The following is a 15,457-nucleotide window of genomic DNA, read 5'->3' as shown; positions in this document are numbered from 1 at the left end:
TTTTCTTTTTCTCAAAAACAGTTCCGATTTACACCCCGTTTTTCTCCTATTAGTGAAAGGGTAATCTAAACGCAAGTTACTAAGATTACTTTCTTAAAACACAGAGGAAAGAAAGGAGAAACAAGTATGGAAAATCAGCGCAAAGACGCAGTTGGCTTACAGCCAACGGAACCGGATTTATTATATCAAAAACCAGCAAATTACGCAAGGAGGAAGCCTATGGAGCAAACGCAACAGGAACAGTTCATCATTCGGCGCATCGGCGGCACCACCTATAAGGTAAGGGTCGCATTCAGCGAAACAGCAGCGGAGACTATGGAGGAAAAGATTCTGCGGATGATCCGCAATGAGGGGGTTACAAATGACGGTACTTGTGGTATAATGGAAGCACCACAAATGAGCCGTCAGTCTGAAAGGAGCGCCGAATGCGCATGAAACAGACTGAGGAAAAGATCACCGCTCTGTATGAGCGGCTGAGCCGTGACGATGACAATGCTGGTGATAGCAACTCCATCGTGAATCAGAAAAAATACCTCGAAAGCTATGCCCAGCAGAGAGGCTACGCCAACTGCCGCCACTATACCGATGACGGATGGAGCGGCGGTAATTTTGACCGTCCCGCATGGAAACGGCTGGTGGCGGACATCGAGGCCGGAAAGGTTGCCCATGTCATTGTCAAGGATATGAGCCGGGCCGGTCGTGATTACCTGCAAACCGGCTTTTACACGGAGGTATTCTTCCGGCAGCACGGTGTCCACTTTGTGGCGATTGCCAACGGCGTGGACAGCGACGATCAGAACAGCAACGAATTTGCGCCCTTCCTCAACATCATGAACGAATGGTATCTTCGTGACCTGAGCCGCAAGCAGAAAACCGCCATTCGGGTCAAAGGGGAATCCGGCAAGCCCACCACCAACTGCGCCATCTATGGCTACAAGAAAGACCCGGAGAACAAGTATCACTGGCTGATCGACGAGGAAGCTGCCGCCGTGGTGCGGCGTATCTTCCAGCTGACCATCGAGGGTAAAGGCCCTTACGATATTGCCCGCATTCTGTTCGATGACAAGATCGACACGCCTGCGGTCTACTTTGGCAAGCAGAATAAAGGCGTCTGGAAAAGCAAGGAGGAGTTCCCCAACCCCTATAACTGGAGCGGCTACATCGTTGGGCAGATTTTGTCCAAGCCGGAGTATATGGGGCATACGGTGAATTTCCGTTCCCACAAGCAGTCCTATAAGGATAAAAATGCCGTAATGAATCCCAAAGAGGATTGGCTGATTTTCGAGAACACCCATGAAGCTATCGTAGACGCAGAAACATGGGAGCTGGCGCAGAAGCTGCGGAAAACACCACGGCGGCATGACACGCTGGGCGAGGCCAATCCGCTGACAGGGCTTGTGTTCTGTGCCGACTGCGGGGCAAAGATGATGAATCACCGCTCAAGGGGCGGCACGGAGAACAATCCTTATCCGTCGGACTTTTACGATTGTTCCACCTATACGCTGGCACATCAGAAACGCACCCATGCTTGCAAAGGACATTATATCCGCAGCAAAGTACTGCGGGAGCTGATTCTGGAAACCATCCGGGCTGCCAGCACCTTTGCCATCTCTGACCGAGATGCTTTTCTGGAGAAGGTGCGCTCCGCCTCCCAGCTGCGCCAGGCGGAAGCCACCAAGGAAACCAAGCGGAAGCTGAACAAGGAGAAAAAGCGGATTTCTGAGCTGGACACCATCATCAAGAAGCTCTATGAATCCTTTGCCGTCGGTCGTATCACCGGCGAGCGGTTTGACATTCTGCTGGCAGAATATGAGGCGGAGCAGAAAGCGCTGACAGCATCCGTCTCCGAAATGGAAACGCAGATGTCTGCCTTTGCGGAGGACACCGACCGAGCCAGGCAGTTTCTGGAGCTGGCAAAGAATTATACGGACTTCTCCGAGCTGACCACGCCCATGATCAACGAGTTCGTGGAGAAGATTATCGTCCACGCCCCAGAAAAGATCGACGGCGACCGGGTGCAGGAGGTAGAAATCCATCTGCGGTTCATCGGGCGGTTTGAGCTGCCTGTCACAGAGCTGAGCGAGGAGGAAATCAAGCGGCAGGAGTTTTTGAAGAAAGAACGCATCCGTAGCCGGGAGCGCTATCAGAAGCTGAAGTCCGGAGAGCGCACGGTTGGCGTTCCGGTTACACTGACATGCAAGTGCTGCGGGCAGGAATTTGCATCCAAGCGGACAAACACCCTGTTCTGCGGCCCCAACTGCCGGGCGAAATTCTACCGGCAGGAGGCGGCGGAGAGCCGCAGCCGGGCGTGTACCTGTGAGAACTGCGGCAGGGTGTTTACAACAACGAGGGCAGATGTGAAATACTGCGGTGACGATTGCCGTTATCAGGCACAGATCAAGCGGCAGGGCGCACGGAAGAAAGCCTTGCGAGACGCTAAGAACGAAAAAGAAACGAAAACAGCATAAGATAAGACGCAAACGGCGGCTTGTCCCTTAATGGGCAGGCCGCCGTTTTGTGCAGAAATGGAGGAACAATGAATCTTTTCGAAATTGTAAAATACGGCGTAAGCTGCCGGGAGGCGGCGGAGCGGTACGGCGTGGAGGTCAACCATTACGGCATGGCCCTTTGCCCGTTCCACAATGACCGGTATCCCAGCTTATATGTGGCAGACGATCACTACCATTGCTTTGCCTGCGGGGAACATGGCGATGTGATCGACTTTGCTGCAAGGCTGTTCGGCTTGCCGCTCTATGAGGCGGCGCAGCGTCTGGCAGCAGACTTTCACCTTACCCCGGACAAACCGCCCAGCGCAGCGGCGCTCCACGCAAAGCGCATCCGAACAGAAGCACAGCAGCTCAGGGAAAACGAGCGGCTGTGCCTTTCTGTTCTGTCCGATTATGCCCGTGTCCTGCGGGACTGGAAGGTGCAGTATGCGCCGCAGTCACCTGACAAGCCTGTTCACGCACGGTTTGTAGGAGCCTGCCACGAACTCGACCGGACAGAGTATTACTTAGATATTCTGTGCGCCGGGGATTCTCACGAACGTGCCGAAGTAATTCAGCAGCAGATGGCGGACGAAAAGCTGGACAGGCTGCGACGGAGGTTAGAGAAAATTCACAAGGAGGAATTGGAAGATGGATATGACACCGCAGACGTGGCCTGAGTGGTACGATGGCAGGCACATCAACGAGGTGCTGTTCTGTCAACAGTTTTTGGACAAGCACCCCATGAAATGTGTGCGTGGGCGGCTGTTCACCGTGGACGGGCTGATTGAGGATGAAGGGCAGATTGGGAATCTCATTCTGGAGGAAATCTCCGGCGTGCTGACCGCCAATCTTTCCAAGACGGTTGCGAATCTGCTTGCCAGCATCAAGCTGCAAGCCTATTCGCCGCCGCTGCCCATTGAAACCGACCGCATCCATGTTGCCAACGGAACGTACTTCATGGACGGTAGCTTTTCCACAGACAGGAGCTACTGCAACAATCGTCTCACCGTCACTTATAATCCAGACGCACCCACTCCGAAAAAGTGGCTGCAATTCCTATCGGAGCTGCTGCAACCGGAGGACATTCCAACCTTGCAGGAATTTCTCGGTTACTGCCTGCTGCCTACCACCAAGGGGCAAAAAATGCTCATGCTCATCGGCAAGGGCGGCGAGGGCAAAAGCCGCATTGGTCTTGTCATGCGCTCGCTGCTGGGGGACAGCATGAATACCACCAGCATCCAAAAGGTGGAGAGCAACCGGTTCAGCCGTGCAGACTTGGAAAACAAGCTCCTGATGGTGGACGACGATATGGACATGAGCGCCCTGCCAAAGACCAACTACATCAAATCCATCGTGACCTCCGAGTGCAAAATGGACATGGAGCGTAAGGGTGTTCAGAGCTACCAAAGCCAGCTCTATGTGCGTTTTCTTTGCTTCGGCAACGGTGCGCTCACCGCCCTGCACGACAAGTCCGACGGTTTCTTTCGCCGCCAGATCGTGCTGACCACCAAAGACCGGCCCGCAGGCAGAGCGGACGATCCGTTTCTGGTGGATAAGCTGCTGCGGGAAAAGGAGGGCATCTTCCTCTGGTGTCTGGAGGGGCTGCACCGGCTGATTGGCAACAACTATCAGTTCAGCATTTCGGGAAAAGCCAAAGAAAATATGGAGACGGTCAAGCGCAGCAGCAACAATGTGATCGAGTTTCTGCAATCCGAGGGCTATATCCGCTTTCGGGCAGACAGCGAAGCCAGCTCCAAGGCGATCTATGAAGCCTATACAAGATGGTGCGACGACAACGCGCAGAAGCCCATGTCTGCCAACCGCGTCAGCTCCGAGCTTGCACAAAATGAGCGGCTTTACAATGTGGAGGCCACCAACAACGTCCATGTCGGCGGCAAGCGGGTGCGCGGGTTCATGGGCATTGAGGTGGTCAATCCGCCGCCGTATTAAAAATGAGGAATGGACTTCAAAATTGCCGTACACGCCGTACACCCTGTACGGCTGTTTTTGATTTCATTCTTAAAAACCATTTTGCTTGTGTGCACCGTGGAGTATTTCACGGCAGAGTGTAAAATCTGCCGCTGAACCGACGGCTGGTACGCAAAACAGGCGTACAGAAGCGTACACAAAGAGACTTTGCCGTACCGAGCCGTACACTGGCGGCTCAATTTAGCGGCTTCAAAATCAATGCTTGTGAAATCCGTGAAGATTTTCGCCGCAGGTCGAACACGATGCACCATCCGGTGATTTACCGAAATGCGAAGCTGCTGTACCGGACTGTGGCATATCCTGCCATTCCGTATGTTCTCACACAGAACGATGAAGCCGATAGGGCGCAGTTGTGAACAGGGCATCACGGGCGGAAATCTGAGCGGATTTGCGGCACGGCAGATTCTTCACCGCAAAGCGCACACAGTTCACTTACTCAAAAACCAATATCACGAAAATATGGAGGTAAAAAGTTGATGAAATCCAATCTGAGAAATGAGATCAAGTCGTACATCGTCCGTCAGGGCATGACCATGCAGGAGGTGGTCGATCTGCTGCGGGACGAACACGGCTGGTCTGACAGCGTTTCCAACCTTTCAAACAAGCTCCAGCGGGAGTCCCTGCGCTATGTCGAGGCTGTCCAGCTTGCCGACGCACTGGGCTATGAGATCGTCTGGCAGAGGCGGAAGTGAGGAGGATGTTCACATGACGGATACGGAAAAGAAGCTGTTGCAGGCGCAGCACCGATTGGAGGAAGCACAGGCGCGGGATCGCGTCAAGGAGCGAAAAGCCCGCACTCGCAGGCTCATTCAGGAGGGTGCAATTCTGGAAAAGGTGCTGCCGGAGGTGCGGACGATGGAGCTGCCTGCGCTGGAGGGGTATCTTTCACGGAAGCTGGGAAAAGAAATCTAAATTTCAGATGGGAGGTCTCCGGGAAACCGGGGGCCTTCCTCTTTTTTCTCCCGAAGGGCGCACTTACTCACCACCTGCGAAGCAGGCGGTGGTATCCCTTCCGTTGGTCGGGCTCGTGCGCTCTTCACGAACTGTCCATCGGACACTTCTCCAGAGAGGGCAGGAAATGCCGCAAGTCAGCATTCCCTGTGCAGTCGGCGCTTCTGCTGATGCAGAGATTGCTGCTTGTCGCACCAATCCGGCAGATACTCTGCCCGCCTCCTGCCTGCGAAAACCTGCCACCGGCAGCTTTATCGCAGATATGGGCAGCAATGCAGCCCATTTTCTCTTTGCAAAGAGAAACAGAAACCAAGGGGTGGCGTTTTACCACCCCCTCACAAAATACGAATCGAGGTGAACGCAAATGGCAATTTACCACTTGGAGGCAAAGGTGGTCAGCCGGGGAGCCGGACGCTCCGCCTGTGCAGCCTCCGCTTATCTCAGCTGCTCCCACATCCTCAATGACTATGACGGGGTGCAGCACGACTACACCCGAAAGCAAGGGCTGGTCTGGCAGCAGGTACTTCTGCCGGACACGGCCCCGCCCGCATGGAAAGACCGGGAAGTGCTCTGGAACGCCGTGGAGGAAAACGAGAAAACCAAGGACAGCCGCTTGGCCCGTGAGTTCGTGGTAGCCTTACCCATGGAGTTGTCCCCAGAACAATGGCAAACGCTGCTGACGGATTTCGTACAGAATCAATTCGTCGCAGATGGGATGTGCGCCGATACGGCGATCCACGATCCCGATCCACCCGGTCACAATCCCCACGCCCACATTCTCTTGACGGTGCGCCCGCTTGATGAAAGCGGCAAATGGCAATACAAAACGGAGAAGGAATATCTCTGCAGCCGTGACGGTGAGGAACGGGGCTTTACCGCTGCCGAGTTTAAGGCTGCACAGGCTGACGGATGGGAGAAACAGTACCAGTACAAGGTAGGCAGGAAGAAAGTGTATATGACACCATCCGCAGCTGAGGAACATGGATATGAGCGTGCCAGCAAGTATCCCAAAAGCACCAAATACGGGAGACAGAATCCCATTTCTGAACGCTGGAACAGCGAGGAACAGCTCCTTATCTGGCGCAAAGCATGGGCAGATGTGACAAACAAATATTTGGAGCGATACGGTCATGAGGAGCGCATCGACCACCGCAGCTTTGTCGAGCGAGGCATTGACGAGCAGCCCACCATCCACGAGGGCGTGATTGCCCGTGCTTTGGAACAGAAAGGTATCGTGTCCGACAGGTGCGAACTCAACCGTCAGATCAAGGCGGACAACAGGCTCCTGCGGGAACTGAAGGCGCAGTTCAAGAAAATTACGGAGGCGGTGAAGAACACGCTGCCCGCTATTGCAGAAGCGTTGGAAAAGCTGCGGGAAAATATGCTGATCTTCTGCTATCAGTTAGGGCATATCCGCAGCAGCAAGAAACAGATGACCGGTGCCTTGAATATTCTGAAGCCAAATCTGGCACAGTACCGCTCCCTTGTGCAGCAGATAAAGGAAACAACCAAAGAACGGAAGTCCCTACTGGCTGAAAAGAAATCCCTTCCTGCGATCCACTTTGTCAGGCACCGTGAGCTTGCCTCCAAAATAGCCGAGTTGACGGAAAAGTTAGAGGAGCTAAAAAGCGAAAAGGCTATGCTGCTTCATTCTCTGGAATACCCAGAGGACGCCACAAGCGATACCTTCCAGCGCCAGATTGACCGCTATGAAGATAATCTCAAACGGCTTGAGGCGCAGGAGAATAAGTATGCCGGAGAGCTGGAGGCTGCATTGTCTGAGTATGCCGAGCTGAAAGAGCAAGCTTCCGGCTTTGATTCCTTGCAGCTTTATCTGGAGCGGAAGGCACTTCGACCTGACAGAGAGAAAGCAGCAGCCCAACGCATTGAAGCGGCTTATGGCGACAAGTTCAGTTGGTGGTTGATGGAGAGTGGCCTACGGGATGTGTCTGGCTATCTTGACGAATATGCACAGGAAAAGACAATGGATCGAGAACTGCGGCAAAGGCGGCGATCGGAGCGGCTTGAGCGTAAGATGAAAAACAGAGATATGGAACGTTAAAAGTGCTGGAGGTTGAAACTTCAGGTGAAGTCTGTGACATAGGGGGATGGAGATAATCCCTATACGTCAAGCGTAAAATAAGCACCGGTATGGGTTTTCCATACCGGTGCTTGCAATATTTAATCGAATTCTATCACTTATTTACAAGTGAAAAATCAAAAGAGTTTTCCAACAACTTATCAAGTGCTGCCATCAGTTCCGCTCGAACAGCCTCTCTTTCACTTTCTCCGCCTGCATTTTCGATATAGATGGAATAGTTATCAAATGTGATATAGGCGTAATAGATCACAGTCTTAATTCCTTCGCTGTTTGCATTTGTAACGAAGTAGCCAGCTTTAACTGGCGTATCTCCAACCATAGATACATTTTCCTTGCCAATTACGGTAGTATCCATAAGATTGTTCCCAGACAGCGAAACAACAAATTTCATATCGCTGTAATGACCATAAAAGCCAACAAATGCTACATCGTCCAAGGTAAAGAGGGCATCTCCGGAAATCGGAAGATCACCGAAAATAGTCTGAACCTCATCTTTGGTCAATGCTCGTGCTTGCAAGTTCAAACTCAGAGCAGAGGCTACCGTATCTGCTTTAGTGAAAGATATGGTAGTTCCATCACCTAATGTAGCTGTTTCTGTACTTTTGCCGAATAATCCCATACTAAACACTCCCACCACGATTAGACAGAGACACGCAGCAATTGCCCCAAATTTCAGCCAAATGCTTTTTTGTTTCTTTGCCTGATAACTCGCCGTTTCTTCGATATGACGGCTACCAATGCCACCAACGGCGTCAGAGATGTTCTTTCGTGTCATAAATCATACCCCGCTTTCTGTAAATGATTTTTAAGTTTGCTTCTGATTCGGGAAAGGCGGACAGACACATTGTTATTTGTTGTACGAAGCCTCTTTGCAATTTCTGTAATGCTATCTGAGTACCAATACCTTGCTACAAACATAACCCTGCTTTCCTGATCCAAGCTGTCAAGGAAACGATCAATTTCCTGTGACAGCTCCTTTGCATCCACTTCCTGTTCAATAGTAGATGCAGAAGTTAGGCACTCTTCCAACTCATCAAGTGCAACATCATAGTAACTGTTTCGCTTTAGTGCAGTATTTGCGTGGTATTTTGCGGTAGCGATATTGCGGGTAATACGAAAAATATAGGTTCTGAGTGGGTCAGGTCTTTCTGGAGGAATTGCATTCCACGCAGCAAGGTATGTATCATTTACACATTCCTCTGCGTCGGGTTCGCATTTCAAAATGTTGTTTGCAATTCTTTTGCAAGTTGAACCGTATTTTGCAGCAAGTTCAGCTATTGCCTGCTCAGTACGAGCAAAGAACAGTTCAATGATCTTCACATCCTCTAACAAGGTATCCACCTCCTCACCTATGTACTATGGATCTGGCGGACAATCTTACAGAAGCGAGGGAAAATTTCACACCTTTATTATAGTACATTGCAATTCTATTTTCTATCGCCTCAGCAAAATCGTTTGGCACCAGTCGAGGTCGCTCGGCAGTCTGAAAATATGGTCCTTCGGTTTTGGTAGAGTTGCTCGCAGCAGAGGAGGCGTAACAAAAAATTAAAGGTAGCTGCCCGGACAGAATGGGTTGGGTGGAAAAATAAATAATATCCGAAACAGGATGACGGAAATTGTTAGCGCCGAGTTAATTCGTACACAGTTAGTGTTTAAGTGTTTACAAACAGCCCATTGATATTGTTCGTTTGTGCGTATATAATATATATAACTATTTGATGCGGAGGTAAACTATGTTTGAATACATGACAGTACAGGATGCGGCTAAACTTTGGGGAATATCGGTGCGTCGTGTTCAAAAGCTGTGTGAGGAGAATCGCATTGATGGAATTGTTCGGCTACCTCGTGCATGGCTAATTCCCCAAGATGCCCAAAAGCCGGCTGATGGAAGATATAAACAAAATAAAAATGAATTTATAGCTGACAACAAGGAGAACACACGATGAGTAAATTGTTATTAGTGGAGGATGACCAAAGTATCGTATCCTCATTATCAGACTATTTAGGAAATGAAGGGTTCAAAATCGAAAATGCTCCCGGTCAAAAAGAAGCAATAGAAAAATTGGATAGCGACCAATACGATATAGCCTTGGTGGACATTCAATTATCAAACGGAAATGGTTTTTCTGTTTGTTCTGCAATTAAAGAAAGAGGAACTATGCCAGTTATTTTCTTAACGGCTTCTGATGATGAATATAGTGTTGTGGCTGGGTTAGATATGGGGGCTGACGATTATATCAGCAAACCGTTCAGACCAAGAGAACTGCTTTCAAGGATCAACAGCGTATTAAGGAGAACTAAGAACACACAAAACATTATCAGTTACCTCGACTTAGTTGTGGACACAAATCAAGCAACCGTATCAAAGAATGGGAAAGAGATTTTGTTGTCTGCTATGGAATATAAGTTGCTGTTAGTCTTTTTGCGTAACAAAGGTATTGTCCTTTCTCGCAGAAGATTGTTGGAGCTTTTATGGGACACTACCGGGGAGTTTATCAATGATAATACATTGACTGTCTATATGAAAAGGCTACGTGACAAAATTGAAACCAATCCGCAGGAGCCGGAAATCATAATTACCGTTCGTGGGCTTGGCTATAAGGTGGGTTGATATGGACTTTATCAGAAATAAAGAAGTTAAAAGGCAAATTGTTGTCAGCAGTATTCTTATTCTATTTTGGGGCGGCATTGGCATTATCGTTGATAGCAAAGCTGTGTGGATTGTTCTGTCGGCTATCATTTCATCCAGTGCAGTTTCCCTCTTTTTCACATATCAGAGATACAAGAAAATTGCTGATTTTAGTTTGCATATTGATAGGCTGTTACATGGAGATGAAAAAATTTCTTTTGGGCAGTTTCAAGAAGGTGAGTTATCTGTTTTACATGATGAAATATCCAAGATGACAAGACGGCTTATTGAACAGGCAGAAGCTCTGAAAATGGAGAAAGGTAATTTGGCAAATGCTTTAGCCGATATTTCACATCAATTAAAAACACCTTTGACATCGCTGAATATCTTAAATGCTTCTCTGTGTAATGAGGAACTGACTGACGAAGAAAGGTATGAGCTGATCCGCGAACAGACTATGCTCTTATCAAGAATGGAGTGGCTGATAGCCACACTTCTGAAAATATCCAAGCTGGATGCAGGAACGATTACTCTAAAGCCACAGGCGGTATACTTAAAAGATGTGGTAGAAAAAGCAATTCGTCCTCTGGAGATTGCGGCAGAATTAAAAATGCAGACAATCACGCAAGTGATTCCGGCAGAATTAAAACTATCTCTTGATACTGATTGGACTGCTGAAGCCTTGGGGAATGTAATCAAAAACTGTATCGAACATTCACCAGAGGGCAGCACTATCGAAATCAAGGCAATAGAAAGACCTCTTTTGACACAGATCATTATAGAGGATAGCGGAACAGGTTTTCAGGAAAAAGACATCCCCCATTTATTTGACCGATTTTATCAAGGAAGTGGCTCTACAATCGGTAATGCCGGTTTGGGGTTGGCTCTGGCAAAGACGATTATTGTCAATCAGGGTGGTGTCATCCAAGCGAAAAATCGGGAGTCAGGCGGTGCAAAATTTGAAATCTGCTTTTATCGGGGGACTGCTTAATGCAGCCCCTTTTTAAGTGACATTTTTGTAATGAAAAAGTAATGAAGCAGTCACTTGGCTTTGCTATACTGAATTGCAAAAATATATGGAGGAACTTTTTATGGAGATATTAAGAGTAGAGAATATCTGCAAAACCTATGAAATGGACAATGCTCCTGTCCATGCTTTGTCAGATGTTTCTTTTTCCGTCGATAAAGGAGAGTTTGTTGCAATCATTGGAGCATCTGGGTCTGGCAAGTCTACCCTGTTGCACATTTTAGGTGGTGTTGACAGACCGACTTCGGGAAAAGTATTTGTGGATGGACAGGATGTTTATGAGCAAAATGAAGATGAATTGGCTGTATTCAGAAGAAGGCAGGTTGGGCTTGTCTATCAGTTTTATAATCTGATCCCGGTTTTGACTGTCGAGGAAAATATCACGCTGCCGATTCGATTGGATGGGCGTAAAATCAATCAGGAGCGTTTGAAAGAACTGCTATCCACACTCAAACTGGTAAAGCGTAGAAAGCACCTGCCAAGTCAGTTATCCGGCGGTCAACAACAAAGAGTGGCAATCGGACGAGCGTTGATTAACGCACCTGCGATTATCCTTGCGGATGAGCCGACGGGAAATCTGGACACGGAGAACACAAGGGATATTATGAAACTTCTGCGTGAATCCAATGAAGTCTATCGCCAGACAATGATCCTGATTACCCATGACCGTGAAATCGCAATGCAGGCAGACCGTATTCTGGAAATTCAGGATGGCAGACTTGTGAGGGATGAGGTGATACGCTGATGAATATGATTTTCATGCTTACACTCAGGAATCTGTTGTCGAATAAAAAGCGTACCCTACTCACACTTTTAACCATTCTTTTGTCAATCAGTATGATAACCGCTATTCTCTGTGGGGGATGGTCGTTGGTTGATTTTTTGAAAGAGAAAGAAAAAGTGTATGGTGGCGATTATGACTACTACATGGAGGATTTGACTTGGGAGCAGGTTCAAGAGCTATATAGTCAAAACAATGTAGGCGAAGTTTCGCTTCTCCGCTTTGCCGGAAACAGTTTTTACGGGGAGAAATCCAACAGTACAATGCTCTCCGTTGGCGAGATTGACGAGAACTTTACCCAAAGATTTTCGTTAAATCAGTATTTGCTTGCAGGGCGTTTCCCGCAAGATGAAAATGAGATTGTTATTTCAGAATCTTTTTTGAAGAAAAACAACATGAATACAGAGATTGGAGATACGATTTCTTTAACTCTTGGTTCAAGAATTTGGGATGAATATAATGCCCAGCTTTCCGGGCTGACAAATTATAGGGGTGAAGAAGAAAGCTTCGTTCCAACAAAAGAGAAAGCGTATGTAGTTGTTGGTATTCTGTCAGATGTGAATGACTCAAAAATCGCAGCAAACTATAATGCCTTTGCAGGTGTTGACAAAACGGCATCCGATTTTGCTGCGTATGTCAAGGCAAAGAATTTATCCAATTCGATCTATACAGAAGCCGAAGAAGTGGCTGCGGCAGTAGACAGTCATGTAGCAAAGTTTCATTCGGAATTGTTAGTCTATCATGGAATTACCGGGGGTAAAGGAGCTGCAAAACTGATTGCTTTGGTGGTCATGGTCGTTTGTCTTTTGATGGCTGCATCTGCTTCAATGATCAGCAACGCCCTCTCCATTTCCTTACAGGAACGAATTAAGCAGATGGGAATGCTATCCAGTATTGGAGCCACAAAAGGGCAAAAACGCCTTAGCGTATATTTAGAAGCCTTCCTTTTGGGAGTGGTGAGCATACCCTTTGGATTGGTTGTTGGTATCCTGCTATCTGCTCTGTTATTAAGTGTGGTCAGGGCAGCTTTTGGAGAAACATTCACTTTTGGCATCGTAGAACTGTCCTTGAAGGTAAACGGATTGATCCTGCTCGTCAGCGGATTATCCGGCATTGCTTCTTTGTACTTCGGAAGTAGAAAGCCTGTGAAGCAAGCAGCTAAAATTACAGTTATTGAAGCGATCCGCCAGTCTAACAATGCGGTATCAAGAAAGAAATTCCGTGACGGAAAAATCGTTTCTTTGGTTTTTGGCATTTATGGTTCGTTAGCAGCAAAAAATATTAAGCGTAATCCAAAACGCTTCCGAGCGATTACCGGCTCTATTTTCTTGTCGGTGGTAATTGCCCTTTCCTTATATAGTTTCTCTGATTTTATGCTTTATCAGACATCCTTGGATATGAAGGAGGACGGTTCCTGTTATACTGATGTGATTTCGATGATTCAATACAAAGATATTCCTGTCGCAATCGGGGCATTATCGGATGAAAATATCACTGCGGATGTTTCCTATTCTTTTCAGCGATATATGACCGCTGAATTTTCGCAGGAACAAATCAATCCTGATATGCAAGGATATTTTATCAATGGTACGAAAGCAGAGGTATATGTCGTAGGATTGGACGAAGAACATTTTGTCTCTTTTTGCGATGAAAATGGATTCAGTCTGGATGTGACAAATTTCAATCATGGAATTTTGCTCAATCAGACTATGGGATACTATAATTCGGCACAAAATCGGGTAATTGCAGGCTCACCGTTTCTTATTGAACCGGGAACAGAAATCATTCCGCTGGGGGCATCCGAGGATGCCTTGCCGATTATCGTGGAAAAAATCGTTTCAGAAGAAAATGCAAATATCCAATCCATGTTTGTGAGAGATCGAGCTGTCCTCATCGTGCCTTTAAGTTATTTTAACTGGCTGATAGATGATAACGCCTATGTGGAAATGAGAATACAGACAGCACAGCATAAAGAAGCAATGGAATGTCTGGCTGACAGAGGATTTCCGCAAACTGTGGACATTGCAGCCGCAACGAATAATTCCAGACAGGTATATACGATTGCAAAACTGGTAATCTGCCTGTTCTCGATCCTGATGACGGTTATTATCAGCTTGAATGTTTGTAACACTATCTCGAATACGATTCATTTGAGAAGAAGCGAATTTGCTGTTCTGCGTTCTGTTGGTATGACTGCCAAAGGATTAAAATGTACGCTATTGCTCGAAGCTGTTTTGTACGGCGTAAAAGCATTGGTTCTTGCGTTGCCTGTGAGCTTTTTGATTCATTGTGCTATCTACTACTTCATATCGTCGGGTATGACACCATTTGCTTTTTATATGAACGGCGGTATTTATGCTCTTGCAGTTATGGCTGTCGGCGCTATGGTATGTATCGCTATGCTGTTTGCTGTTAGAAGCGTATCAAAGGTGGAAATTGTAGAGGAACTGAAATTGAGCAATATGTAATCATTCAATCTAACAAAGCAACTGAAACAGAGGTAATAGAAATTGCGTAAAAAGAAACTGGTAAAGAGAGTTGCAGGCATTGCTTTGACTGTTGGTGCAGTTATACTTGCCATTGTATGTGTTGGTAAAGTAAATCGCATTCAGAACGAAAAAGATATTATTGGCACATGGAAGGATGCAAATGCTGAGGAGATATTTACCTTTCAAGAAAACGGGGAACTTGCTGTGAGTAAAGATATGCCCGATTCGGGTCTATCCTGCGGTGACGCATATTATAGTTTTTCTTACTCGGATATAATCTGTGTTACACAGGGAAATAGTAGTGTAGAATTTGAGATAGAAGTAGATCAAAACGAATTGAAAATCTTCTTCATGGGACAAGAATATCTGGAATTGGAAAAGTAATGATTACAAATAAAAGAAAACCATTGAGCCGATAATTCGCATCCTTTGCGGACTAACGGCTCTGCATATATTTTGAACGCTATTTTCAGAAACATTGTGTTTTGCAGAAAAGCCCCTTGACAAATTCCATCTCAAAAGAAATATCTGGAAGATTACGCCCAAAAGAACGGTTTTAAGAACATCCGCCATTTTACAGATGATGGCTTTTCAGGTGTGAATTTCAATCGTCCCGGCTTTCAATCTCTAATAAAAGAGGTAGAAGCAGGAAATGTCGAAACGCTTATTGTGAAGGATATGAGCCGCTTAGGACGAAATTATCTGCAAGTCGGTTTTTATACGGAAGTTCTGTTCCCACAGAAAAACGTCCGATTCCTTGCAATCAACAACAGCATCGACAGCAACAATGCTTCAGACAATGATTTTGCTCCATTTTTGAATATTATGAACGAATGGTATGCCAAAGACACGAGTAATAAAATCAAGGCTGTGTTCGATGCTCGGATGAAAGATGGAAAACGTTGCAGCGGCTCTATTCCGTATGGATATAACCGTTTGCCGAACGACAAGCAGACACTTGTTGTTGATCCGGTGGCATCCGAAGTCGTAAAGCGCATTTT

17 protein-coding genes are annotated in these 15,457 nt (G+C 47.2%); 15 read left to right on the top strand and 2 right to left on the bottom strand.

Features of this window, described 5'->3' with window-relative positions:
• The first annotated feature begins 126 nt into the window (after positions 1-126).
• From C4N24_RS08095 to mobQ, 8 genes are all read left to right on the top strand, one after another.
• Positions 127-435 (top strand): transposon-encoded TnpW family protein, encoded by a 309-nt coding sequence (locus C4N24_RS08095; RefSeq protein WP_181567151.1) that lies wholly within the window; start codon positions 127-129, stop codon positions 433-435.
• Positions 426-2,468 carry a recombinase family protein gene (locus C4N24_RS08090; protein ID WP_112091001.1) on the top strand — a complete coding sequence of 681 codons (2,043 nt, stop codon included), beginning with the start codon at positions 426-428 and terminating at the stop codon, positions 2,466-2,468. The genes C4N24_RS08095 and C4N24_RS08090 overlap by 10 nt, the downstream gene beginning before the upstream one ends.
• Positions 2,469-2,536: 68 nt before the next feature.
• Complete coding sequence (locus C4N24_RS08085; RefSeq protein ID WP_112091000.1) at positions 2,537-3,166, top strand: CHC2 zinc finger domain-containing protein; 630 nt, start codon at positions 2,537-2,539, stop codon at positions 3,164-3,166.
• The gene (locus C4N24_RS08080; RefSeq protein WP_112090999.1) at positions 3,138-4,439 is read left to right on the top strand and encodes a DNA primase family protein; all 1,302 of its coding nucleotides are present in this window, start codon (positions 3,138-3,140) and stop codon (positions 4,437-4,439) included. The genes C4N24_RS08085 and C4N24_RS08080 overlap by 29 nt, the downstream gene beginning before the upstream one ends.
• 515 nt (positions 4,440-4,954) lie before the next feature.
• Positions 4,955-5,170: a DUF6471 domain-containing protein gene (locus C4N24_RS08070; RefSeq protein ID WP_112090998.1), complete on the top strand. Its 216-nt coding sequence runs from the start codon at positions 4,955-4,957 to the stop codon at positions 5,168-5,170.
• Between the two features lie 13 nt (positions 5,171-5,183).
• Positions 5,184-5,390, top strand: coding sequence for a DUF3847 domain-containing protein (locus tag C4N24_RS08065; protein ID WP_008978058.1), 207 nt, complete (start codon positions 5,184-5,186; stop codon positions 5,388-5,390).
• 166 nt (positions 5,391-5,556) lie between these two features.
• Entirely contained in the window at positions 5,557-5,787 is a 231-nt protein-coding gene (locus tag C4N24_RS15160) for a hypothetical protein (protein WP_055145317.1), read from the top strand.
• 6 nt (positions 5,788-5,793) lie between these two features.
• Positions 5,794-7,491, top strand: coding sequence for a MobQ family relaxase (gene mobQ, locus C4N24_RS08060; protein WP_112090997.1), 1,698 nt, complete (start codon positions 5,794-5,796; stop codon positions 7,489-7,491).
• A 133-nt stretch (positions 7,492-7,624) separates the two neighbouring features.
• Here the strand turns inward: mobQ and C4N24_RS08055 are convergent, their stop codons facing one another.
• Positions 7,625-8,305 carry a hypothetical protein gene (locus C4N24_RS08055; RefSeq protein ID WP_112090996.1) on the bottom strand — a complete coding sequence of 227 codons (681 nt, stop codon included), beginning with the start codon at positions 8,303-8,305 and terminating at the stop codon, positions 7,625-7,627.
• On the bottom strand, positions 8,302-8,862 hold the full coding sequence (locus C4N24_RS08050) for an RNA polymerase sigma factor (protein WP_055145326.1): 561 nt from the start codon (positions 8,860-8,862) through the stop codon (positions 8,302-8,304). Before C4N24_RS08050 ends, C4N24_RS08055 begins: the two co-directional genes overlap by 4 nt.
• Before the next feature lie 401 nt (positions 8,863-9,263).
• Between C4N24_RS08050 and C4N24_RS08045 the strand changes: the two genes are divergently transcribed.
• From C4N24_RS08045 to C4N24_RS08015, 7 genes are all read left to right on the top strand, one after another.
• A complete protein-coding gene (locus C4N24_RS08045; RefSeq protein WP_055145329.1) occupies positions 9,264-9,476 on the top strand; it encodes a helix-turn-helix domain-containing protein in 213 nt (70 codons plus the stop codon).
• Entirely contained in the window at positions 9,473-10,141 is a 669-nt protein-coding gene (locus tag C4N24_RS08040; protein WP_055145332.1) for a response regulator transcription factor, read from the top strand. The genes C4N24_RS08045 and C4N24_RS08040 overlap by 4 nt, the downstream gene beginning before the upstream one ends.
• A gap of 1 nt (position 10,142) precedes the next feature.
• Positions 10,143-11,150 (top strand): sensor histidine kinase, encoded by a 1,008-nt coding sequence (locus C4N24_RS08035; RefSeq protein WP_055145335.1) that lies wholly within the window; start codon positions 10,143-10,145, stop codon positions 11,148-11,150.
• A gap of 100 nt (positions 11,151-11,250) precedes the next feature.
• On the top strand, positions 11,251-11,931 hold the full coding sequence (locus tag C4N24_RS08030; RefSeq protein WP_055145338.1) for an ABC transporter ATP-binding protein: 681 nt from the start codon (positions 11,251-11,253) through the stop codon (positions 11,929-11,931).
• Entirely contained in the window at positions 11,931-14,435 is a 2,505-nt protein-coding gene (locus C4N24_RS08025) for an ABC transporter permease (protein WP_112090995.1), read from the top strand. Before C4N24_RS08030 ends, C4N24_RS08025 begins: the two co-directional genes overlap by 1 nt.
• Positions 14,436-14,477: 42 nt before the next feature.
• Positions 14,478-14,840, top strand: coding sequence for a hypothetical protein (locus C4N24_RS08020; protein ID WP_055145343.1), 363 nt, complete (start codon positions 14,478-14,480; stop codon positions 14,838-14,840).
• Positions 14,841-14,963: 123 nt separating this feature from the next.
• A partial coding sequence (locus C4N24_RS08015) for a recombinase family protein (RefSeq protein ID WP_181573069.1) occupies positions 14,964-15,457 on the top strand: 494 nt, incomplete at its 3' end.

Origin of the sequence: Faecalibacterium prausnitzii, assembly GCF_003287405.1 — a bacterium.
Classification (GTDB): domain Bacteria; phylum Bacillota; class Clostridia; order Oscillospirales; family Ruminococcaceae; genus Faecalibacterium; species Faecalibacterium intestinale.
This window is presented reverse-complemented; position numbering and strand designations above follow the sequence as displayed.